The sequence below is a fragment of the Bacillus sp. FSL R9-9497 genome (genome assembly GCF_038005805.1).
Classification (GTDB): Bacteria; Bacillota; Bacilli; order Bacillales; family Bacillaceae_G; genus Bacillus_A; species Bacillus_A cereus.
This window is the reverse complement of record NZ_JBBOTY010000001.1, coordinates 300001-324084: the sequence shown is the minus strand read 5'-3', so window position 1 is coordinate 324084 and position 24084 is coordinate 300001. Positions and strand designations below refer to the sequence as shown.

Below are 24084 nucleotides of genomic sequence, written 5' to 3'. Positions count from 1 at the left end.
TTAAAAATTAATAAATTTTTAAAATATAATAAAAAAAGAGATTCATACATGCGTATGAATCTACAAAATATGAGTATATTCCAAAACATTTTTCCCAATCAATAATATAGTAACTAATAAAAATAAAGTTCTTACATATCCAACACCTTTTTGAACCGCAAACTTCGATCCAAAATAAGCACCTAAGATCATTGATAATCCCATGATAATACCGTATTCAAAATGAATTATGTCTAAAAATAAAAAAGTAATTAAAGATACAATATTACTAACAAAGTTCAAAAGTTTTCCAGATGCTGCCGCTTGAATAAAATCCAAGCCAATTAATAAAAATGCAAAAATTAAAAACGACCCTGTCCCTGGTCCAAAAAAACCATCATAAAATCCTATCATTAAAATAGCAAAGAAAAATATTAATGTTTTTCTTTGCGTCATCTTCTTATAGGTAGACACACTTCCCCAATTCTTTTTTGCAATAATATAAATAGCAATAAATACCAACATTACAAGTACTAATGGGCGTAAAATATCCGATGGAATAAATTTTACTACTAAAGCACCTGCAACAGCTCCAACAATAGTTAACGGGATTAACTTTCCTACAATTTTAAAATCAACTTTTCCTGATCGAATGAAATACATCGCACTCGTAAACGTCCCCATTGTTGCCGCTAATTTATTCGTTGCAATTGCCGAAGCTGGCGATAAGCCAACAAACATAAGTGCAGGAAGCGAAATTAACCCTCCTCCTCCAACAACGGAATCAATAAAAGCTGCTAAAAAACCGAATGCAATTAATAAAATAATGACTTGAAAACTTAATTCTTCCATGAGCTTTACCCCTTACCCCTATTTTTTACAACATTTTAAATTATAACAAAATTATATAAGAAAAAAAGCTGTTCCATAGAGGAACAGCCTTCATATTTAATCTAAAATTTTCACAAGTGGTTCATCTTGTTTTGCTTCACGTATAATAATAGCTTCTGGGCGTTCTACAGATTTAATCGTTACTTGTACTTTCATATAATTCGGGAAGTATTCCATAACAAGCCCTGCCACATATTGTGTAAAACCAACTATTTCAGCTTTTCCATTAAACTGGACAGGAATATCAAGCTTCATTTCTCTTAATTCATCATCTCTATACATACCAGTACCAATAACAGCTGTATAGTCGCCTTGGAAATAATCGCTTAGTTTTGCCTTAAAGTTGGATACTCTTGCAAGATCTTCACGTTTATTATCTGTTTTCGCTTGCTCTGATGGGAACAAATAATATTTTTCATTAATTTGTTTCCAATCTTCAACCGTTTCACTACCTTTTTCGACATTTGCATAAGAAACAAAATTACCTGGCACGAGCGAAGACTTTGGAGCTTGGCGATAAATCGCAAATGTTATCGGAATATTTTTTGTTTCAGGTTCTTTTTGATGTATGACTTTCAAAATTTCTTGCGCCATTTTTTTCCCTTCAGCTAACATCTTTTCATCTGGGATTGCAGCTTCACGTGGGTAACCATGCTCTTCGTTAAAATATTGAACAGAATTCATCGCTAATCCAACTACCATACCAACACGTTCCTCGCCGTTATCGCCTTTTTTCACGTAATAATCATGCTCTAAAATATTTGAAATATATATTGGATTTTTTTTATTTTTCACTTCTAGTGATTCGGATCCTGTTCCTAATGCAGGATTTAATCCTATATTAGGAAATTTAACTGCATCTTTTTTTAATTTTTCCTCTAGTTCCTTTTGTTCAGCATCTGTACGTTTTCTTTTAACAAGCATCTGTATAGTTTGAGTATCTAGAGCTTTTCCGCCTTTTAAAAAATTATCTTTCGTACTAAATGATTCTTTTGCAATTCGCATTAATCCTGTTTCAAATTCATCTATATCAAGGCGACTATTTAACCCTTGCACCACTAAACCACGTGCCTTTCCACCATCAAATGGAATAGTCGTCTTATAATATTCATCCGAAATAGCGTATTTTGGAACAACTGATTGTTCTTTTGCTTTCCCCGATTTCCCAGCCACTTTTTCATCTTTGTCGGCACCTGCACTACACCCACTTACAAGTAGGCCAAGGCTTAATACCGCTAATGCTATTTTTTTCATGGTAAGTTTGCACCTCTTACTTATTTAGCTCTTGTAAGAACCTCTCTTCATTCCAAACCTCAACATTATGTTTCTCCGCTTGTGCTAATTTCGAACCAGCTGCTTCACCTGCAACAACTAAATCCGTACTCTTACTAACACTTCCTGTTACTTTTCCACCTAATGCCTCAATCTTCTTCTTCGCTTCACTTCGTCCCATAACTTCTAGCTTACCTGTTAAAACAACCGTTTTTCCTGCGAAGTAAGATTCAACATTTTGTAAATCTGCAATTTTTATACCTTTGTATGTCATATTCACGCCATACTCTTTAAACTGCTGTAATAACTCTAATACATCTTCATTATCAAAATATGTCACAACAGATTGAGCCATTTTTTCGCCAATTTCATTAATTGCTTTTAGTTCTTCTTCCGTTGCTTTTACAAGCTCATCCATCGTTTCAAAGTGCTCTGCAAATGTACGTGCTGCTTTCGCTCCAACGTGGCGAATTCCAAGACCAAATAATAATCGCTCTAACGAGTTTTCTTTAGAATTTTCAATTGCTTGTATTAAGTTTGTTGCTGATTTTTCACCAAAACGTTCTAACTGTAATAATTGCTCTTTCGTCAATGCATATAAATCAGCAAATGTACGAATGTAATCAGCATCAAAGAGTTGTGTAATGACACGTTCTCCAAGTCCATCAATATTCATTGCATTTCTTGAAACGAAATGGATTAACCCTTCTCGAATTTGAGCAGGACAAGTTGGATTTATACAACGAAGTGCTACTTCTTCTTCTAAACGAACAAGTTCACTCTCACATGCTGGACAATGAGTTGGCATGCGGTATTCTTCTTCCTCACCAGTACGCTTATCAAAAATAACGTTCACAACTTCAGGAATAATATCTCCAGCCTTCTTCACAACAACGTAGTCACCAATTCGAATGTCTTTTTCACGAATTAAATCTTCGTTATGTAAAGAAGCACGACGAACAATCGTACCAGCAACTCTCACTGGCTCTAGTTCTGCAGTCGGTGTTACAACCCCTGTTCGGCCAACACTTAATTCAATGCCTGTTAATCTCGTTACAACTTCTTCAGCCGGGAATTTATAAGCAATCGCCCATCTTGGACTCTTCGCTGTAGTTCCTAGACTTTCTTGAAGGGCAACATCATCTACTTTTATAACGATTCCATCAATCTCATAATCAAGATGCGGACGTTTTTCTTGCCATTCTTCTACATAAGCTATAACTTCTTCAACTGTTTCACATGTACGGCGATTTGGATTTGTCTTAAATCCAAGTTCACCTAAGAAATCCAGCGATTCACCATGTGATGAAATTGTTTTTTCTTCTACATTCGCAAGACCATACACAAACATAGATAAGTTACGCTTCGCTGCAATTTTCGGATCAAGTTGACGTATTGAACCTGCTGCTGCATTACGCGGATTCGCAAATACATCTTCTCCATTTTGCTCTTTTTCTTCATTTAGTTTAACGAATGAACGCTTCGGCATATATGCTTCGCCTCGTGCTTCTAACGTTACTTCTTCATTTAAACGAAGTGGGATAGCTTTAATCGTTTTTAAATTTTGAGTAATATCTTCACCCGTTACACCATCACCACGTGTCGCCCCTTGAATGAAGCGTCCTTTTTCATAATGAAGCGAAACGGCAAGCCCGTCAATTTTTAATTCACATATATATCTTACATTCGCACCATCAATTCCTTGACGTACTCTTCTGTCGAAATCACGTAAATCTCCTTCGTTAAATGCATTTCCTAAACTTAACATTGGTGACTTATGTGTTACTTTTTCAAATATATCAAGAACAGTCCCCCCAACGCGAACGGAGGGAGAATCTTCACTCATAAACTCTGGGTTCTCTGCTTCTAATTTTATAAGCTCCTGCATATTACGGTCATATTCCGCATCAGAAACAGAAGGATTGTCTAATACGTGATATTGATAGTTAAATGTATTTAACAAGTCACGTAATTCTTCTATACGTTTTTTTACTATCTCTTTTGACATATCCTCATTCCTTTCCTATTGTTTCGTCACAGGTGCAAATTTTGCTAACAAACGTTTAACACCAATTGGGCTTGGGAACGCAATATCTAATTCTTTTGCATCACCTTCACCTTTTACACTTACAACTGTACCGACTCCCCATTTTTGGTGGGAAGCTTTATCTCCTACAGCCCAGCCAATTTGTTCGCCACCTGTCGTCTTAGCTGCAGGGCGCGCGAAAGCTGAACGAGAGCGTGTTGCTGTTGTGATTGTCGTTTTGCCGCTACTTGCCGTTCTGCCTTTTGTACCAAACGATGTTTCACGCTTCGGCGCTGTTTCATTTAATGATTCCACTAGTTCTGTCGGTATTTCTGTAATAAATCGAGACGCAGCGTTCATACTTGTTCTACCAAATAATGTACGCATTTGCGCGTTAGATAAATATAGCTCTTCTTCTGCACGAGTAATACCTACATAAGCAAGACGACGTTCTTCTTGCATTTCATCCTCTTCCATAAGAGAACGAGTATGAGGGAATATCCCTTCCTCTAAGCCAACAATAAAGACAACCGGGAACTCTAATCCTTTCGCCGAGTGCATCGTCATTAAAATAACTTCTTCACCAGCAGTTGGGTCTTCATCTACACGATCAATATCAGCAACAAGTGCTAAATCTGTTAAGAATGCAACAAGGCTCTTATCTTCGCTTTGAGATTCAAATGTTTGCGTAACAGATAAGAACTCGTCTAAGTTTTCTAAACGACCTTCCGCTTCTAAAGAACGTTCATTTTTCAACATATCGCGATAGCCTGTTTTTTCAATAACTTCTTCTACTAATTCTGTAACAGATAAATACTCTTGCATATTTACCCAGTTATTTAATAAATTCGCGAATTCTTTTACTGCCTTTGTAATTTTTGCACTTACTCCAACATGCTCAATCTCATCAAATACAGCAGTTAATGAAATTCCATTTTGCACACCGTAATTAATAATTTTATCGATAGAAGTCGCACCAATGCCACGCTTTGGCACATTTATAATACGTGCAAAACTAATTTCATCATCTGGATTACCGATTAAACGTAAGTACGCCAAAATATCTTTAATCTCTTTACGATCGTAGAACTTCGTACCCCCGACAATTTTATACGGAATGTTAGATTTAAGGAAAATCTCCTCGACCATACGAGACTGAGCATTCGTACGATATAGCACTGCAAAATCAGTATATTTTCGTTTCCCCATTTGAATATCGTCACGAATTTTTTTTGCAACAAAATACGCTTCGTCCTTTTCAGTTGCAGCACGATAATACGAGATTTTACTTCCAACTTGATTGTCTGTCCATAATTTCTTCGGCTTACGATTCGTATTTTTTTCAATAACAGCATTCGCTGCATTTAAAATATTTTGTGACGAACGATAGTTTTGTTCTAACAGAATTACTTGTGCATTCTCATAGTCTTTTTCGAATGACAAAATGTTAGAAATATCTGCACCACGCCAGCGATAAATAGACTGGTCAGAGTCACCCACAACGCAAAGATTTTTAAAACGCGCTGCCAAATGTTTAACAAGAAGATATTGCGCTTTATTTGTATCTTGATACTCATCAACATGAATATATTGGAACTTACGCTGATAAAACTCTAATACTTCTGGAACACGTTCAAATAGCTGAATCGTCGTCATAATTAAATCATCAAAGTCTAATGAATTATTTTTCAAAAGACGTTTTTGATACTCTGTGTATACATCGCTCGTTAATTTTTCATATGGATCAGCCATTGTAATTTTTTTTGCATATTTATCCGCAGATAACAGTTCATTTTTCGCATTACTAATACCCGCTAAAATAGAGCGCGGCTCAAATTTCTTCGGATCAACATTGCGCTCTTTCATAATTTTTTTGACTACAGTTAGCTGATCACCTGAATCTAAGATTGTAAAGTTACGATTAATACCAATACGATCGATATCGCGTCGTAAAATACGTACACACATAGAGTGAAACGTCGAAATCCAAATATCTTCTGCTTCTGGTCCCACAAGTGTATCAATACGCTCACGCATTTCACGAGCTGCTTTATTTGTGAAGGTAATAGCTAGTACATTCCATGGTGCTACACCTTTTTCACCAAGTAAATACGCAATACGATGTGTTAACACACGTGTCTTACCACTACCTGCACCTGCCATTAATAGAAGTGGTCCATTCGTTGTTTGTACTGCTTTTTGTTGCTGTGGATTTAAACCGTTTAATAACTTATCTGTCATACTCATATACGCCTGCACCTACTCTCCTTTTACTGCTTTAACTGTTTTTAACGCCGATTTTATATCATCATAAATAATATTTCCAACAACTACTGTATCAGCATATTGTGCCATTTCTTTCGCCTGTTCTGCATTAGAAATACCACCGCCATAATATAACTTAGCTTGTTTCAATTCTGCTTTTACATTTTTAACAAGTTCAACATCTCCATACGTACCGCTATATTCTAAATAAAATATCGGTAAACGTAATAGCTTGTCTGCTAAACGAGCATATGCAATAACGTCATCTTCTGTTACATCACATTTCGCTTCTGTAAGCTGGGCTACTTTCGCTTCTGGATTTAAAACACAATACCCTTCCATAAAAATTTCGTCCCAGTCCATAATATCCCCAAATTCTTTCAATGCCTCATGATGAACACCTGTTACCCATTCTACTTTTCGGCTATTTAAAACACTTGGGATGTAATAAAAATCAAATCCTGGTGTAATTGCTTCTACATCAGAGACCTCTAATACACAAGGAACTGCATATCTACGAATGCTAACTAGCATGTGTAATACGTTATCAATTGTAACTCCATCACTTCCGCCTACAATAACCGCATCAGTTCCAGACTCACAAATCATTTCTAAATGTTCATCGCTTAACTCCTTATTTGGATCAAGCTTAAATACATGTTTCCATCCGGAAATATCGTACATGAAAACACCCTTCCTTTTCTCTAGTTATATATATTTCTGTTCAAAATAACAGTTTATTTTCATCATTATTGTTTTAACTTCATCTTAAATATTTGTTTAAAACGGAGAATTAAGTTTGGAATTACCTCTTCCATATTTTTTAAACTAGAGGATTTAATTTTGAAGTTCCTTTTATGCATTCTTTCATTATAACAAAAAAAGTTACTTACACACACGCACATTCCAACATCTTTTTCCACGTCAAATGTTGGATTACATATCCCAAAAATCAAACGGGATACTAATAAAAGAAATAGTATTATCTATTTCAACTTTCATAAAAAGGAGTGTTTTTCTAATGAAGCAAAATATCGGGACAATAAACGCTCTAATTCGAATTACACTTGGGCTCGTCCTCTTCGGATGTAGTGCAACTAAACTTGTACGCAAGCCGTGGTGCACTTGGTCTAACATTTTTCTATGGATTGGTGCAATGAAAGTTGCAGAAGGAATTGTTCGTTTCTGCCCTGTTGTTGAAATGTGGAAATTCGGAAAATACATGAATATGGGGGCATTTAAAATGCCTAGCATGAATTTTGCTGAAAAAGGACATGCTAAAGAAGAAGTGAATCAAACTTCCACTCATGACAAGCCAGAGTCAAAAGGAAGTTATGACGCTTCTGACAAAGAGATTGAGTCAGCGATTGAAGATATAATCCTGGCAAAACCGCTTTGAATCATTTGTCACGATGCAAGATGCTCTCAAAGGGACTTAGCTGCTGCAGTGGGCGGTTAAGTCTTCTTTATTTTACCATAAAACAGAACGTACATTCTCTTTTTGAACCTTAAAATGTATATAAAAGATATCAACCAATAAAATTCAGAAAATTAGATGCATACCTCTTGCTTAAAATGATATAAAAGTGATATCATTTTTATATCAGGAGGCGATCATATGAAAGAAAAACAAGTATTTTATGTAAATGGTTTTCTCGGTATTATTGGAATTTTGATTTTAGCTGCTATCGGTGTATTTTTCCTTGCACAAGAAATTTTCATAGGAGCGGCACTAACTATTATATTAGCCGCAGTTCTCGCTACAGGTATCGGTATTGTTCAACCGAATCAAGCGAAGGTTATTACGTTCTTCGGTAATTATTTAGGAACAATTCGTCAAAACGGTTTATTTTTAACGATTCCGTTCGCATTCCGTCAAACTGTATCTTTACGTGTTGAAAACTTTAACAGTAAAAAATTAAAAGTAAATGACGTTGATGGAAATCCAATTGAAATTGCAGCTGTTATCGTATATAAAGTTGTTGATTCTGCAAAAGCAATGTTTGGTGTTGAACATTATGATCGATTTGTAGAAATTCAAAGCGAAACGGCAATCCGCCATGTTGCAACAAAATATCCTTATGACAATTTCCAAGATGAAACCTGCGTTACGTTACGCGGAAATACTGAAGAAATCTCTGAGGAATTAAAACGTGAGTTAGAGGCGCGTCTTGAAATTGCTGGTGTAGAAGTATTAGAAACTCGTTTAACGCACTTAGCTTACGCAACAGAAATTGCCCATGCAATGCTACAACGCCAGCAAGCAAAAGCAGTATTAGCTGCTAGAAAAGAAATTGTTGAAGGTGCTGTGAAGATGGCGAAAGACTCCATCCATATGTTAGATGAAGAAGGCGTACTAGAACTCGATGACGAGCGTAAAGCAAATATGGTAAACAACTTATTAGTTGCCATCGTTTCAGATAAAGGTGCGCAGCCAGTTATTAATACAGGAAGCCTATACTAAGGGCTATAAGTAATTATGGCTAAAAAGAAAAGCTTTCCATTACGTATTGATCCTGAATTACACGCAGTCATCGAAAAATGGGCAAATGATGAATTTCGTAGCGTCAATGCACACATCGAGTATTTACTTCGAGAAATGGCAAAGCAAAAAGGGAAATTAAAAAAAGATAAAGATGCATAAAAAATCCCGCTGATTCCTCAGCGGGATTTTTACATATTAACTTTTCGTCATCTCATGCCCAATTGCACGATATCCTATGTCACTTCGATAAAATAGACCATCACTCTCAATTTTACCGATTTCTTTATATACTTTATCTTTTGCTTCTTGTAAACTACTTGCCTTACAAGCAACAAATAATACACGGCCACCGTTCGTTACAAAGTCCCCATGTTTCATTGCTGTACCTGCATGGAAAACAATCACATTTTGCAGTGCATCTAGTCCGCTAATAATATCACCTTTTTTATATGCTTCTGGATATCCTTTAGAAGCAAGTACAACACCGATTACCGCTTCTTCTGACCATTGTAACGTTAGTTCACTTTCATCTAATACAGCGTTACATACATCAACTAAATCGTTTTCTAATCGAGGTAATACAACTTCTGTTTCAGGATCACCGAAGCGTGCATTAAATTCAATTACCTTCGGACCATCATTTGTTAAAATAAGACCTGCGTATAAAATACCTGTAAACGAACGGTTTTCTTCAATCATCGCCTTAGCAGTTGGATGCAATACGGTTTGAATCGCTTCTTGAACTGCTGATTCTGGAATTTGTGGTACTGGAGAATATGCACCCATTCCGCCCGTATTTGGACCTTTATCACCATCAAAAGCTCTTTTATGATCTTGGGCGATTATCATTGGATGTACAGTTGTTCCATTCACGAATGCCATTAATGAAAATTCTTGTCCATCTAAAAACTCTTCAATAACAACCTTCTTACTTGCCGCGCCGAATTTCACATCTTGCAGCATTTCTTTCACAGCTTGTAATGCCTCTTCAAGCGTCATCGCTACCGTTACACCTTTACCCGCAGCTAAGCCGTCAGCTTTAATAACGATTGGTGCACCAACTTTTTGAATGTACTGTACTGCTTCTTCATAATCTGTAAAAGTTTCGTACGCCGCAGTTGGAATATCATACTTTTTCATAAGCTCTTTTGTAAAAGCTTTACTACCTTCAATAACAGCAGCCGCTTTATTCGGACCAAATACGCGAAGTCCCTCTTCTTTAAAACGATCAACAATTCCATTCATAAGCGGAATTTCTGGTCCAACGAAAGTTAACTCAACATTATTCTCTTTTGCAAATAAAACTAATGCATCAAAATCATTTTCATCAATATCAACTGGTGTTGCAACATCTCTCATACCTTCATTACCTGGTGCTACATATACCTTTTCTACTTTTTCAGATTGTGCAAACTTCCAAGCTAAAGCATGCTCACGCCCACCGCGGCCAATTACTAAAACATTCATATTTCATCCCCCAATAATTAAATAAGTACAAACTAGAAGCTATGCTCCTAGTTTGCTTTTTCATATCAATAAAAGGTTATCTCGACCGGACTTTTTAAACATCCATATCAATAAAGGTTTAAAAAGGAGGATTAAGAGAACCGAGCAGGTCTAGGCGCATTTGCCAGGAGGACACGGAGTGTAGCTTTCCTACATGAGTACCGCACTGGCGATGCAACGACGACATGCGAAGGTTATCTTAACCGGACTTTTTAAACATCCTCTATTAGTGTTTGAAATGACGTACGCCAGTGAACACCATAGCAATCCCATAAGTATCTGCCACTTTAATAGAATCTTCATCACGGATTGATCCGCCCGGTTGAATGATTGCTGTAATTCCTGCTTTTGCTGCTTCTTCTAATGTATCTGGCATTGGGAAGAAAGCATCAGATGCAAGCGCGCTACCTTGTGTTTTTTCACCAGCTTGTGTAATTGCGATTTTTGCAGAACCTACACGGTTCATCTGTCCCGCACCGACACCAATTGTCATGTCATCTTTCGCTAAAACAATTGCGTTTGATTTCACATGTTTTACAACTTTCCAAGCTAGTTTTAAATCTTTCCATTCTTGCTCTGAAGGTTCACGTTTCGTTGGAATTGAAATTGTACTTTCATCTAATGATAACGTATCTTCTTCTTGAACGAGAAGTCCACCTTGTATAGAAGTTAGTTTTTTGCTTGCACTTGTCGCTTTTTCAATATTTATAGTTAATAAACGTAAGTTCTTCTTACTTTGCAACACTTCTAAAGCTTCTTGTGAGAACGAAGGTGCGATAACAATTTCTAAGAAAATTTCATGTAACTTTTCTGCTGTAGCTTTATCAATTTCACGATTTGCTGCGATAATACCGCCGAAGATTGATACTGGATCTGCTTCATAAGCACGAGTATATGCTTCGTGAATATTAGTTCCTACTCCAACACCACATGGATTCATATGTTTTACTGCTACTACTGCTGGTTCTGTAAATTCTTTTACGATGCTAAGCGCTGCGTCTGCATCATTAATATTGTTATACGATAATTCCTTACCGTGTAATTGTTCTGCGTATGCAACAGAAGAAGTTGCTGCGAATGGCGCTTTATAGAAAGTTGCTTTTTGATGTGGGTTCTCGCCATAACGTAAGTCTTGCTTTTTCTCAAATGTCACGGTTAATGTTTCTGGACTTTCTTCACCCATTTGCTCTGTTAAGTAGTTAGAAATTAGCGCATCATACGCTGCTGTATGACGGAATACTTTCGCTGCTAGTTTACGTTTTGTTTCCTCTGCTACTTCACCGTTCTCTTTCAGTTCTGCTAACACAATATCATAATCTACTGGATCTACAATTACCGATACGAATTTATGATTTTTCGCAGCAGAGCGAATCATTGTTGGGCCACCGATATCAATATTTTCAATTGCATCAGCAAATGTTACATCAGGCTTAGCGATTGTTTCTTTAAATGGGTATAAGTTAACAACAACAAAGTCAATTGGCTCTATACCTAACTCATTCATTTGTGTTACATGTGTTTCATTATCACGAACTGCTAATAGACCACCATGAATATTTGGATGTAATGTTTTCACACGGCCATCCATAATTTCAGGGAAACCAGTTACTTCAGAAATGCCGATTACTTGTAAGCCGTTTTCTTCTAGTAACTTTTTCGTACCACCTGTTGAAATAACTTCAATCCCTTGTTCTAGTAATCCTTTAACAAATTCTACTACTCCTGTTTTATCTGAAACACTTACTAATGCACGCTTTTTCATTTATCCTTCACCCCTGGTTGTATGTTAGTTAACAGTTGATTCTTTCACAGACTGAACAATTTGATTCACTGTATTTACGTATAATTTATGTTCAACTTGTTGAATTTTCTTTTGTAAGCTTTCTCTCGTATCCCCTTCAGAAACAGCCACTGCTTCTTGTGCAATAATTGGCCCTGTATCCATACCTGCATCTACATAATGAATTGTTACTCCAGTTATTTTCACACCTGCTTCTAACGCTTGACCGACAGCATCTTTACCCGGAAAGCTCGGTAGTAATGATGGATGAATATTAATAATCTTCCCGCCGTATGCTTCTAATAACGTCGGCCCGATTAAACGCATATATCCAGCTAAAATAACATAATCAATTTCATATTCTTCTAGCTTCTTTAATATCTCTTTTTCAAACGCTTCTTTTGACTCATATGCTTTCGCTGAAAAAGCAAAACACGGAATATGATGATAATTTGCCCGTCCAACAGCGCGTGCTTCTGGTTTATCACATACTAATAAACTAATTTCTGCATCCAATCTTTTTTCTTCTACCGCATTAACGAGAGATTGAAAGTTAGATCCGCTTCCAGAAGCAAAAACTGCTAATCTACTCATAGTGCTGTGCCCCCATTAAAAGTAACGCCAGCTCCTTGTATAGTACGTCCAATAATACGAGCCATTTCTCCTTGCTCTTCAAGAAGACGAACAACATCTTTTGCATCTTCTTCCTTCACTGCTACTACCATACCAATACCCATGTTAAAAATATTGAACATTTCTTTCTCTTCCAGTTTTCCAACTTCTTGAAGCAAACTAAAGATCGGCTGAATTTCCCAAGATCCTAGTTCAATCTCAGCACCGATTCCTTCTGGCAACATGCGTGGAATATTTTCAATAAATCCGCCACCTGTAATATGCGCCATACCGTATACTTCATGTTTCTTCAATAGTTCTAAAATAGGTTTGACATAAATTTTCGTTGGTTTTAATAATTCTTCACCAAGAGGTAGTTCTAAGCGGCCATAAATACGCTCTAAAGATAGTTCTCCATCTTCTAGTAACACTTTTCGTACTAAAGAGTAACCATTGCTATGAATACCGCTAGATGCTAAGCCAATTAGCACGTGACCAGCTTCAATCTTTTCACCTGTTACAATTTTCTTTTTATCAACAATCCCAACTGTAAAACCAGCTAAATCATATTCTTCCGTAGAATACATTCCTGGCATTTCAGCTGTTTCTCCACCGATTAATGCACAACCAGCTTGGCGACAGCCCTCTGATATACCTTTGACGATGTTTTCAATTTTACTAGGTTCAGCTTTACCACAAGCAATATAATCAAGGAAGAAAAGCGGCTCTGCGCCTTGGACAACAATATCATTTACACACATTGCTACTGCATCAATACCAATTGTGTCATGTTTATCTGCCATAAAAGCGAGCATCAATTTCGTTCCCACGCCATCTGTTCCAGATACTAATACAGGTTCTTCTAATGCAAATTTTGATAGATCAAACATACCTCCAAAACCGCCTAAACCGCCTAGTACTTCTTTTCTCATAGTTGTTTGTACGTGTTTTTTCATGCGAGATACCGCTTCATATCCAGCTTCAATATCTACTCCTGCTTGCTTATATGCATTCGCCATCGTTATTTACACCTCGTCTTTTAATTTCTCCCCATCCAGGGCGGGCTATTTTAAGAAAGGATCTAGCTTCTACATCAAAAGAAGTAGAAGCTTTTCTCACTTTTCTTATTTCATGCTTTCTAAAAGCTCTTGCTCATAATCATAAAGAGCTGTTGGATAGTCCCCATTAAAGTAAGCCATGCATAGGCCGCCATATTTCCCTTCATATGGACGTCCAATTGCATCTACTAATCCATCTTCACTTAAAAATGTTAAAGAATCTGCTCCGATCATTTCACGGATTTCTTCTACTGTATGATTTGCTGCAATTAATTCTTTTCTCGTTTGAATATCAATGCCATAGAAACATGGATATTTCAGAGGTGGTGAAGCAATTCTTACGTGAACTTCTGTCGCTCCAGCCTCACGAAGCATACGAACAATTCGTTTACTTGTCGTTCCTCTTACGATAGAGTCATCAATCATAACAACTCGTTTCCCTTCAACTACACCTCTTACTGCGGAAAGCTTCATCTTAACCCCTTGCTCGCGCAGTTCTTGAGAAGGTTGAATAAACGTACGTCCAACGTAACGATTTTTAATTAATCCTAACTCATATGGAATACCTGTCGCCTCCGCATAGCCAATCGCAGCTGAAATACTAGAGTCTGGTACACCAGTAACAACATCTGCTTCAATAGGAGCTTCTGCCGCTAAACGTTTCCCCATATTCTTACGTGCTGCATGAACATTAACGCCTGCAATATTAGAATCTGGTCGTGCAAAGTAAATATATTCCATACTACAAATTGCATGTTCTACATCGTTTGTGAAACGATCTACGTGAATTCCTTCATCATTAATGATAAGTAATTCACCCGGTTCTACATCACGAATGTATGTTGCACCTACTACATCAAAAGCACATGTTTCAGATGCTACAACGTAAGCATCCCCCATCTTTCCAATTGAAAGCGGACGGAACCCATTCGGATCTAATGCAACGATCATTTCATTTCCAGTTAGTAAAAGATACGCAAACGCACCTTTCACTTTATTTAAAGCCTCTTTTACACTTTCAATTAAAGAATCTTTCGTGCTACGTTTAATAAGATGTAAAAGTACTTCTGTATCTGAACTAGTTTGAAAAATACTGCCCTCTGCTTCTAATTCACGACGAAGCATTTTTGCGTTAATTAAATTTCCGTTATGAGCTAACGCCATACTATGATCAGAAAAACGGAACAACAATGGTTGAACGTTAGCAACTTCACTTCCACCAGCTGTTGCATATCGTACATGTCCGATTGCTGATTTTCCATTTAATCCTTCTAGCTCACCTCTTGAAAACACTTCTGATATTAAACCTAACCCCTTGTGACCGACGATTTTTTCCCCATTATTTACGACAATGCCTGCGCCTTCTTGCCCACGGTGCTGTAAACTGTGCAATCCGTAGTATGAAACTTGTGCTGCATTTTCATGCCCCCAAATTCCGAAAACGCCACATTCTTCGTTTAACCCCTTTATTTCAGCAAGCATGGGATTGCCCCTTTCCAAGCCTTTCTCATTTCATCTACATTTGCTGTAAGTAATACTTCATTTTCTTCATTATGAATTGTTACTTCATTTGTACTTGTTACTTCTCCAACTTGGATTGCTTCTACTGCTTTCTCAAACGCCTCTTTATTTTCACGTTTTACAGTTATCACGAAGCGAGACTGTGATTCAGCGAATAATGCTGCTGTTGCTTCTCCATCTAAATTCACAGTAGCACCTAAGCCTTTAGCACCAATTGCACTTTCTGAAATCGCAACTGCTAAACCACCTTCAGCAACATCATGTGCAGATTGAACAAGACCAGCCTGAATTGCTTCTAATACTTGTTTTTGGCGTTTTAATTCTACATCTAAATCGATACTTGGTGATTGACCGAAAATTTTGCCGTGAATCATTTTCTGTAATTCACTTCCGCCAAACTCAGCTTTCGTCTCACCAATTACATACACTAAATCACCAGCTTGCTTAAACTCTTGTGTTGTTACATGTTTTAAGTCATGCACAAGTCCCACCATCCCAACAGTTGGTGTTGGATATACAGCTTCACCACTACGCTCGTTATACATCGATACGTTTCCGCCGATAACTGGTGTTTGTAATGTGCGACAAGCTTCACTCATACCGTCTACTGATTTCTCAATCTGCCAGAAGATTTCTGGTTTTTCTGGGTTACCGAAGTTTAAGCAATCTGTAATTGCAAGTGGCTCTCCGCCAGAACATACGATATTACGCGCTGCCTCTGCTACTGCAATTTTACCGCCCATCTCTGGGTCTAGATAAATGTAGCGAGAGTTACAATCTGTCGTCATTGCTAATCCTTTTTCTGTACCGCGTACACGTACAACTGCAGCATCTGAACCTGGCGTAACAACTGTGCTTGTGCGAACCTGGTAATCGTATTGATCGTATACCCACTCTTTACTTGCAATTGTTGGTTGCTGTAATAAAGCAAATAACGCGTCTTTATAATTTTCTACTTTTGGCGTTTCCATTTTCATTGCTTGGAATTCAGCAAAGTATGCTGCTTCTTTTGATGGCTTATGATAAATTGGTGCTTCTTCTGCTAAAGCATCTGCTGGAACTTCAGCTACCTTTTCACCTTTATGGAATAAACGAAGCATTTTATCTTCTGTTACTTTCCCCATCGTAACCGCTGCAAGACCATACTTCTCAAATAAATCTACTATTTCTTGTTCTCTACCTTTTTTCACGACAATTAACATACGCTCTTGTGATTCAGATAGCATCATTTCATATGGTGTCATTCCTGTTTCACGCTGTGGTACATCATCTAAGTACATTTCAATACCCATTCCTGCTTTACTTGCCATTTCTGCAGATGATGATGTTAAACCAGCCGCACCCATATCTTGAATTCCAACAAGTGCATCAGATTGAATTAATTCTAAACACGCTTCAATAAGAAGTTTTTCCATAAATGGATCCCCTACTTGAACCGCTGGACGTTTCGCTTCTGAGCTTTCAGATAGTTCTTCCGACGCGAATGTTGCACCGTGAATACCGTCACGACCAGTTGATGCTCCTACGTACATTACTGTGTTACCAGCACCGTGCGCTTGCCCTTTTTTAATGTCTTCGTGGTTAATCAAACCTACGCACATTGCATTTACAAGTGGATTTCCTTCATAACATGGATCAAATTGTACTTCGCCGCCAACAGTCGGAATACCGATGCAGTTACCGTATCCTGCAATTCCTGCTACTACTTCTTCGAATAAATATTTCACACGTGGTGACTGTAATTCACCGAAACGAAGTGAGTTTAATAGAGCTACCGGACGTGCTCCCATAGAGAATACGTCACGAATAATACCACCAACACCTGTTGCAGCTCCTTGATATGGTTCAATAGCTGAAGGATGGTTATGACTTTCCATTTTAAATACAACTGCTTGATTATCACCGATATCTACAATTCCAGCACCTTCTCCAGGTCCTTGCAGAACGCGCTCACCTGTAGTTGGAAACTTACGAAGAACTGGTTTCGAATTTTTATAACTACAATGTTCAGACCACATTACAGAGAATAACCCTGTTTCTGTATAATTTGGCAGACGACCTAAAATCTTTTCAACCATGGCAAACTCTTCGTCTGTTAGCCCCATTTCCGCATATATACGCTCTTCTTTAATTTGTGTTGGATTTGGTTCAAGCATTAACGACATATGTTTCCCTCCACTGTTTTAAGATAGATTGAAAGACTTTTAACCCTTCAGCACCGCCAAGTAATTCATCTACAGCACGCTCTGGGTGTGGCATCATACCAAGTACATTTCCTTTTTCATTTACAATACCAGCAATATCTGAAACGCTACCGTTAGGGTTTTCTACGTAACGGAATGCGATTTGATTGTTCTCTTCTAATTGTTTAAGAGCCGCTTCATCACAATAGTAATTCCCCTCACCATGCGCAATTGGAATATTAATTACTTCATTTTTTCCATATTGTGATGTAAACATCGTTTCATTATTTTCAACTCGCAACTGAACAGTGCGACACATAAATTTTAAGTTTTCGTTTCTCATTAACGCTCCTGGTAGTAATCCTGATTCAACAAGAATCTGGAATCCATTACATACACCTAAAATCGGCTTTCCTTGCTCAGCAGCTTTTTGCACTGCTTTCATTGCATTAGCAAAGCGAGAGATAGCACCGCAGCGTAAGTAGTCACCATAAGAAAATCCACCTGGTAGTAGAATTGCATCATATTCATCTAAATTCTCTGTATCGTGCCAAACGTAATCTACTTCTTCGCCAAGCTCATCTTTAATTGCATGGAACATATCGACATCACAGTTCGAACCCGGAAATACTATTACGGCAAATTTCACTGTGCGACAACCTCCTCAACTTCATAACGGAAGTCTTCCATTACAACGTTCGCTAATAGTTTTTCACACATTTCCTTTACCTTGCTATCTAAATCAGATACAGATTTATCAATTGTTAGTTCCATGTACTTTCCGATTCGAACATCTTGTACTTCTGTGAATGAAAGACTATGAAGTGCTCCTTTTACTGCTGTTCCTTGTGGATCTAATACGCTCTCTCTTAATGTTACATATACCTTAACTTTATACATGTGAAATTCCCCCTAAACGTTTTAAAATCTCTTCATAAGCATCTGTTAAATTTCCAAGATCACGACGGAATACGTCTTTATCAAACTTTTCATTGCTCGTTTCATCCCATAAACGGCAAGTATCTGGTGAAATTTCATCCGCTAAAATGATTTCTCCTTCTTCCGTTACACCAAACTCTAATTTGAAATCTACTAATCTTACACGACAGCTTGCGAAATGATCAATCAACACTTGATTGATTTGTAGAGCCATATCTCGTAATACACTTACTTGCTCTGGTGATGCAACGTTTAATACACGAATATGATCTTCCGTTACAAGCGGATCTCCTAAATCATCATCTTTGAAGTAAAATTCTACGATTGGTTCTGCAAGTACAGTTCCCTCTTCCATTCCTAATCGTTTTGAAAGACTTCCTGCAATTACATTTCTTGTGACAACTTCTAAAGGAATAATACTCACTTTTTTAACAAGTTGTTCTGTTTCAGATAACTTCTCAACAAAATGCGTTTTAATTCCCACTTCTTGTAACTTTCTGAACAATAAAGTTGTAATTTCATTGTTCAAACGACCTTTTCCTGTAATCGTCTCTTTTTTCTCCCCATTGAAAGCAGTCGCACTATCTTTGTACTCTACCCAAACCATATCTGCTGATTCTGTACGATAAATTCTTTTTGCCTTACCTTCATACAGCAATTCTAGCTTTTGCATTTCGCAAGCCCCCTGTAGTTTGAAAAATGTGAATAATGTTTTTATAAAGAATGGCACAGAATGACTCTATTCTGTGCCATATGAAATTTTACGCTTCGTTTAATCCAAGGCGTTCAAAGATTGTATCAACGTGTTGCATATGATGCTCATAGTTGAAGCATTCATTAATTTCTTCTTGTGTTAACTTGCTTGTAATACGCTCATCAGCTTCTACAAGCTCTTTAAATTGTACTTGTGTTTCCCAAGCTTCCATCGCTTTAGGCTGTACGATATCATAAGCTTCTTCACGTACCATACCTTTGTCAATTAGTGTAAGCATTACGCGCTGAGAATAAATTAAGCCGTATGTTCTTGTCATATTGCGTTTCATATTCTCTGGGTATACAGTTAAGTTTTTAACGATATTACCAAAGCGATTTAACATGTAATTTAATGCGATTGTAGCATCTGGTAAAATTACGCGTTCTGCCGAAGAGTGAGAAATGTCACGCTCATGCCATAATGGAACATTTTCGTAAGCTGTCATCATATAACCGCGGATAACACGAGCTAAACCAGTCATATTTTCAGAACCAATTGGATTACGTTTATGTGGCATTGCAGAAGAACCTTTTTGACCTTTTGCGAAAGCTTCTTCAACTTCACGTGTTTCACTCTTTTGTAAACCACGAATCTCAACTGCCATCTTTTCGATAGATGTTGCAATTAGTGCAAGTGTTGACATGTAGTGTGCATGACGATCACGTTGCAATGTTTGTGTTGAAATTGGTGCTGCTTCTAATCCTAAATTTTCACAAACATATTTTTCTACGAATGGATCGATATTTGCATATGTACCAACCGCACCAGATAGTTTACCAACACGAACTGTATCAGCAGCTTGTTTGAAACGCTCTACGTTACGTTTCATTTCTTCATACCAAAGACCAAGTTTTAAACCAAATGTCGTTGGTTCTGCATGAACACCATGTGTTCTTCCCATCATGATTGTGTATTTATGCTCTTTCGCTTTGTTAGCTAAAATGCTTACAAAGTTCTCTAAGTCTTTTAATATAATTTCATTCGCTTGTTTTAAGATGTAAGATAATGCTGTATCTACTACGTCTGTAGATGTTAAACCGTAATGAACCCATTTACGTTCTTCGCCTAATGCTGGCGTTTCTGATACAGCACGAGTGAATGCAACTACGTCATGACGTGTTTCTTTTTCAATTTCATAAATACGATCAATATCAAATGATGCATGTTCACGAATTTTTTTAACATCTTCTTTTGGAATATCGCCAAGCTCAGCCCATGCTTCACAAGCTAAAATCTCAACTTCTAACCACGCTTTAAATTTGTTCTCTTCCGTCCAAATCGCACCCATTTCAGGGCGTGTATAACGACTAATCATCTTTTTCCCTCCAACAGTTGTTCTTGATGGTCCCAAATATGCAAACTCTTCGCTTTTTCTAGAGCGACTTCAATATTATCATTTAAAATATTAACATGCCCCATTTTTCGCTGTGCTTTTGCTTCTTCTTTTCCATACAAGTGTAAATAGCACCCGGTTAATCTATTCACTTGTCTTAGGACCCCTTCTATATGTTCGCCTAAAATGTTTACCATGACAACTGGTTTTAACAAATTTGTTTCTCCTAGAGGTAAATTACAGATTGCTCGAATATGTTGACCAAATTGACTCGTCTCACATGCATCCTGTGTATAGTGTCCTGAATTGTGAGGTCGTGGCGCTAATTCATTAATATAAATCTCACCATTATCTGTAGCAAACATCTCTACAGCTAGTGTTCCCACAAGTTCTAATTCATCCGCAAGTACCTTTGCATAAGCAATTGCTTTTTGAGAAAGCTCTTCTGTAATGCGAGCTGGAACGATAGATTCATGTAAAATGTTATTTACATGAATATTTTCTGCTACTGGAAACACTTTTGTTTCACCACTTACACTACGAATCACAATAACTGATACTTCTTTTTCAAAAGGCACCCATTTCTCTAAAATACATTCTGCTTTATCCACAAGATTTCTTGCTGCCTCAACATCAGCTTCTCTTCTTAAAACAACTTGCCCTTTCCCATCATATCCACCTGTCGTCGTTTTTAAGACGGAAGGGAATGATAACTCAGCAATTGCTTCTGTAAGCTGATCTTGATTTTGAACTAGTCTATACGTTGCTACTGGTAACCCAGCCTTCTCAATCGCATTCTTTTCTGTAAAACGATTTTGCGTTGTATTTAACAACTGACTACCTTGTGGTAAGTACGCATGTTTTTCAAGCCATTGTAAACATCTATAATCAATATTCTCAAATTCATATGTGACAACATCACTTATCTCTGCTAAATGCTGAATTGCTTTTAAATCATCATATGGTGCAACAATTTCAATATCAGCAACTTGTGCACATGGCGAATGCTTTGTAGGATCTAAAACAGCAATTTTATATCCCATCTCCTTAGCTGCCAATGCCATCATTCTTCCTAGCTGGCCGCCTCCAATAATGCCGATTGTTTTTCCAGGTAAAATGATTCTCGTCATACTAGCTCACTACCTTCACGCACATCTTTTTCAATCGCTTCTCGTCTCAATTCTAATGCATCATGTATGTCATCATGGAATGATCCAAGTATTTGTGCGGCAAGTAATCCAGCATTCGTTGAACCGGCTTTACCAATTGCAACAGTTGCAACTGGAACACCTCCTGGCATTTGGACGATGGATAATAATGAATCTAAGCCGTTTAATGCTTTTGATTGAACTGGAACTCCAATTACAGGAAGATTTGTCTTCGCTGCAACCATTCCTGGTAAATGTGCTGCTCCACCAGCTCCAGCAATAATAACTTTCAATCCACGTTCACGAGCCGTCTCTGCATATTCAAACATATAATCCGGAGTCCGATGAGCGGATACAACTTTTTTCTCATACGGTATATTTAATTCATCTAAAATGTCACAAGCATATTTCATTATTTCCCAGTCTGACGTACTTCCCATTATGACTCCAACTAGTGATTTCATATTAGAATCCCCCCGATTCAAATAAAAAAAGCCTGAAATAGAACAGTTTCTCTTTTACTATGAGAGAAAGCGCTCTACTCAGGCATACGTATCCCTTGTGAATAGAAAAATACCGAGTGACTTTCCCTCATAGTCTAACGAATAACGGTCGTTAGGTAGAGACTTGCAGGCCATATCCCCGCGATTATATGAGGTCTTATATTATTGTTTCTATGGTTATATTAACAATATTTCATAAACAATGTCAATAAATAATCGAATGTTTTTTTATTAGTAGTCAATAACGTTCGTGTTTTAGTTATATTCAAAAGAAGAATTGCAACTATATGCAAGAAGAAAAGGGAATTAGAATATATATTTCTAGACATCTATTTTACGTATAATCTTTTAAATGGCACTTCAGTATGTTTTAAATCAAAATATATACACTCTTGTATTATTATAACGATTTAATTTCTAAGGAGGATAACTGTTAAAGAAAGAACTATGCTATTATCCTATTTATTTTTCTCTATTGCAGTAATTTCTGTAATTATTAAATACTTATTTATAGCATCTCATTATTTAAAATATATACTTATGATAGAAATAATGTGTCCTATTTTAAGTATTACTTTAGTGGCTATTTCATTCTTTTTCGTCTTTAGCTTTATTAAATTTATGGATTATAGCATTCGGTAAATAAAAATAAACACAAAAAAACCTAAGTCGAAATGACTTAGGTTCTTGCTTGGCGACGTCCTACTCTCACAGGGACAAGGTCCCAACTACCATCGGCGCTAGAGAGCTTAACTTCCGTGTTCGGTATGGGAACGGGTGTGACCTCTCTGCCATCATCACCAAACTATTGAAGGCATATTCCTTCAAAACTAGATAACATTGCTACATATTATATGGTTAAGTCCTCGATCTATTAGTATTCGTCAGCTCCACATGTCACCATGCTTCCACCTCGAACCTATCAACCTGATCATCTTTCAGGGATCTTACTAGCTTACGCTATGGGAAATCTCATCTTGAGGGGGGCTTCATGCTTAGATGCTTTCAGCACTTATCCCTTCCGCACATAGCTACCCAGCTATGCCCTTGGCAGAACAACTGGTACACCAGCGGTGCGTCCATCCCGGTCCTCTCGTACTAAGGACAGCTCCTCTCAAATTTCCTACGCCCACGACGGATAGGGACCGAACTGTCTCACGACGTTCTGAACCCAGCTCGCGTACCGCTTTAATGGGCGAACAGCCCAACCCTTGGGACCGACTACAGCCCCAGGATGCGATGAGCCGACATCGAGGTGCCAAACCTCCCCGTCGATGTGGACTCTTGGGGGAGATAAGCCTGTTATCCCCGGGGTAGCTTTTATCCGTTGAGCGATGGCCCTTCCATGCGGAACCACCGGATCACTAAGCCCGACTTTCGTCCCTGCTCGACTTGTAGGTCTCGCAGTCAAGCTCCCTTATGCCTTTGCACTCTACGAATGATTTCCAACCATTCTGAGGGAACCTTTGGGCGCCTCCGTTACACTTTAGGAGGCGACCGCCCCAGTCAAACTGCCCACCTGACACTGTCTCCCGGGTCGATAAGACCCGTAGGTTAGAATTTCAATACAGTCAGGGCGGTATCCCACCAGCGCCTCCACCGAAGCTAGCGCTCCGGTTTCAATGGCTCCCGCCTATCCTGTACAAACTGTACCAAAATTCAATATCAGGCTACAGTAAAGCTCCACGGGGTCTTTCCGTCCTGTCGCGGGTAACCTGCATCTTCACAGGTACTATAATTTCACCGAGTCTCTGGTTGAGACAGTGCCCAAATCGTTACACCTTTCGTGCGGGTCGGAACTTACCCGACAAGGAATTTCGCTACCTTAG

20 protein-coding genes, 2 rRNA genes, 1 pseudogene and 1 riboswitch (1 of these 24 only partly in view) are annotated in these 24084 nt (G+C 37.8%); of the genes and pseudogenes, 4 read left to right on the top strand and 19 right to left on the bottom strand.

Features of this window, described 5'->3' with window-relative positions:
- Positions 1 to 60: 60 nt before the first annotated feature.
- From MKY21_RS01765 to MKY21_RS01745, 5 genes are all read right to left on the bottom strand, one after another.
- On the bottom strand, positions 61 to 831 hold the full coding sequence (locus MKY21_RS01765) for a TSUP family transporter (protein WP_000391975.1): 771 nt from the start codon (positions 829 to 831) through the stop codon (positions 61 to 63).
- Positions 832 to 927: 96 nt separating this feature from the next.
- On the bottom strand, positions 928 to 2124 hold the full coding sequence (locus tag MKY21_RS01760) for a CamS family sex pheromone protein (protein ID WP_000717034.1): 1197 nt from the start codon (positions 2122 to 2124) through the stop codon (positions 928 to 930).
- Between the two features lie 16 nt (positions 2125 to 2140).
- A complete protein-coding gene (gene ligA / locus MKY21_RS01755; RefSeq protein ID WP_341075296.1) occupies positions 2141 to 4150 on the bottom strand; it encodes an NAD-dependent DNA ligase LigA in 2010 nt (669 codons plus the stop codon).
- Between the two features lie 15 nt (positions 4151 to 4165).
- A complete protein-coding gene (gene pcrA, locus MKY21_RS01750; RefSeq protein WP_002100669.1) occupies positions 4166 to 6415 on the bottom strand; it encodes a DNA helicase PcrA in 2250 nt (749 codons plus the stop codon).
- 12 nt (positions 6416 to 6427) lie between these two features.
- Positions 6428 to 7117 (bottom strand): heptaprenylglyceryl phosphate synthase, encoded by a 690-nt coding sequence (locus MKY21_RS01745; RefSeq protein ID WP_000272103.1) that lies wholly within the window; start codon positions 7115 to 7117, stop codon positions 6428 to 6430.
- Positions 7118 to 7454: 337 nt separating this feature from the next.
- On the opposite strand from MKY21_RS01745, the gene MKY21_RS01740 reads away from it, so the two are divergent.
- The 3 genes from MKY21_RS01740 to MKY21_RS01730 all read left to right on the top strand — a co-directional run bounded on the left by MKY21_RS01740 (position 7455) and on the right by MKY21_RS01730 (position 9077).
- Positions 7455 to 7832, top strand: coding sequence for a YgaP family membrane protein (locus MKY21_RS01740; protein WP_000812345.1), 378 nt, complete (start codon positions 7455 to 7457; stop codon positions 7830 to 7832).
- Positions 7833 to 8051: 219 nt separating this feature from the next.
- Entirely contained in the window at positions 8052 to 8897 is an 846-nt protein-coding gene (locus MKY21_RS01735; RefSeq protein ID WP_000660669.1) for an SPFH domain-containing protein, read from the top strand.
- A gap of 15 nt (positions 8898 to 8912) precedes the next feature.
- Positions 8913 to 9077: a toxin-antitoxin system HicB family antitoxin gene (locus MKY21_RS01730; protein ID WP_001085171.1), complete on the top strand. Its 165-nt coding sequence runs from the start codon at positions 8913 to 8915 to the stop codon at positions 9075 to 9077.
- A 36-nt stretch (positions 9078 to 9113) separates the two neighbouring features.
- Here the strand turns inward: MKY21_RS01730 and purD are convergent, their stop codons facing one another.
- From purD to purE, 12 genes are all read right to left on the bottom strand, one after another.
- Entirely contained in the window at positions 9114 to 10385 is a 1272-nt protein-coding gene (purD, locus tag MKY21_RS01725; RefSeq protein ID WP_016117072.1) for a phosphoribosylamine--glycine ligase, read from the bottom strand.
- 265 nt (positions 10386 to 10650) lie between these two features.
- Positions 10651 to 12186: a bifunctional phosphoribosylaminoimidazolecarboxamide formyltransferase/IMP cyclohydrolase gene (gene purH, locus MKY21_RS01720; RefSeq protein ID WP_000745433.1), complete on the bottom strand. Its 1536-nt coding sequence runs from the start codon at positions 12184 to 12186 to the stop codon at positions 10651 to 10653.
- 24 nt (positions 12187 to 12210) lie between these two features.
- Entirely contained in the window at positions 12211 to 12798 is a 588-nt protein-coding gene (gene purN / locus MKY21_RS01715) for a phosphoribosylglycinamide formyltransferase (RefSeq protein WP_000088588.1), read from the bottom strand.
- Positions 12795 to 13835, bottom strand: coding sequence for a phosphoribosylformylglycinamidine cyclo-ligase (gene purM / locus MKY21_RS01710; RefSeq protein WP_001262439.1), 1041 nt, complete (start codon positions 13833 to 13835; stop codon positions 12795 to 12797). Before purM ends, purN begins: the two co-directional genes overlap by 4 nt.
- 105 nt (positions 13836 to 13940) lie before the next feature.
- Positions 13941 to 15356, bottom strand: coding sequence for an amidophosphoribosyltransferase (gene purF, locus MKY21_RS01705; RefSeq protein WP_000879025.1), 1416 nt, complete (start codon positions 15354 to 15356; stop codon positions 13941 to 13943).
- Positions 15341 to 17560, bottom strand: a complete 2220-nt coding sequence (gene purL, locus MKY21_RS01700; RefSeq protein WP_341075293.1) for a phosphoribosylformylglycinamidine synthase II — start codon at positions 17558 to 17560, stop codon at positions 15341 to 15343. Before purL ends, purF begins: the two co-directional genes overlap by 16 nt.
- Positions 17544 to 18227: a phosphoribosylformylglycinamidine synthase subunit PurQ gene (purQ, locus tag MKY21_RS01695; RefSeq protein WP_341075291.1), complete on the bottom strand. Its 684-nt coding sequence runs from the start codon at positions 18225 to 18227 to the stop codon at positions 17544 to 17546. Before purQ ends, purL begins: the two co-directional genes overlap by 17 nt.
- Positions 18224 to 18478, bottom strand: a complete 255-nt coding sequence (purS, locus tag MKY21_RS01690) for a phosphoribosylformylglycinamidine synthase subunit PurS (protein ID WP_000278823.1) — start codon at positions 18476 to 18478, stop codon at positions 18224 to 18226. The genes purQ and purS overlap by 4 nt, the downstream gene beginning before the upstream one ends.
- Positions 18471 to 19190: a phosphoribosylaminoimidazolesuccinocarboxamide synthase gene (gene purC, locus MKY21_RS01685; protein WP_001170544.1), complete on the bottom strand. Its 720-nt coding sequence runs from the start codon at positions 19188 to 19190 to the stop codon at positions 18471 to 18473. The genes purS and purC overlap by 8 nt, the downstream gene beginning before the upstream one ends.
- A gap of 88 nt (positions 19191 to 19278) precedes the next feature.
- Positions 19279 to 20586, bottom strand: coding sequence for an adenylosuccinate lyase (gene purB / locus MKY21_RS01680; protein ID WP_000625682.1), 1308 nt, complete (start codon positions 20584 to 20586; stop codon positions 19279 to 19281).
- Complete coding sequence (purK, locus tag MKY21_RS01675; RefSeq protein WP_000196769.1) at positions 20583 to 21734, bottom strand: 5-(carboxyamino)imidazole ribonucleotide synthase; 1152 nt, start codon at positions 21732 to 21734, stop codon at positions 20583 to 20585. The genes purB and purK overlap by 4 nt, the downstream gene beginning before the upstream one ends.
- Positions 21731 to 22216, bottom strand: a complete 486-nt coding sequence (purE, locus tag MKY21_RS01670; RefSeq protein WP_341075288.1) for a 5-(carboxyamino)imidazole ribonucleotide mutase — start codon at positions 22214 to 22216, stop codon at positions 21731 to 21733. Before purE ends, purK begins: the two co-directional genes overlap by 4 nt.
- A 110-nt stretch (positions 22217 to 22326) precedes the next feature.
- Positions 22327 to 22428: riboswitch (purine riboswitch) on the bottom strand.
- Between the two features lie 274 nt (positions 22429 to 22702).
- Between purE and MKY21_RS01665 the strand changes: the two are divergent.
- Positions 22703 to 22901 (top strand): annotated as a pseudogene (locus tag MKY21_RS01665) (hypothetical protein).
- A 43-nt stretch (positions 22902 to 22944) separates the two neighbouring features.
- Here MKY21_RS01665 and rrf read toward each other — a convergent pair.
- Positions 22945 to 23060, bottom strand: a 5S ribosomal RNA gene (rrf, locus tag MKY21_RS01660).
- Between the two features lie 49 nt (positions 23061 to 23109).
- Positions 23110 to 24084 (bottom strand): 23S ribosomal RNA (locus tag MKY21_RS01655); it runs 1948 nt beyond the window's last position.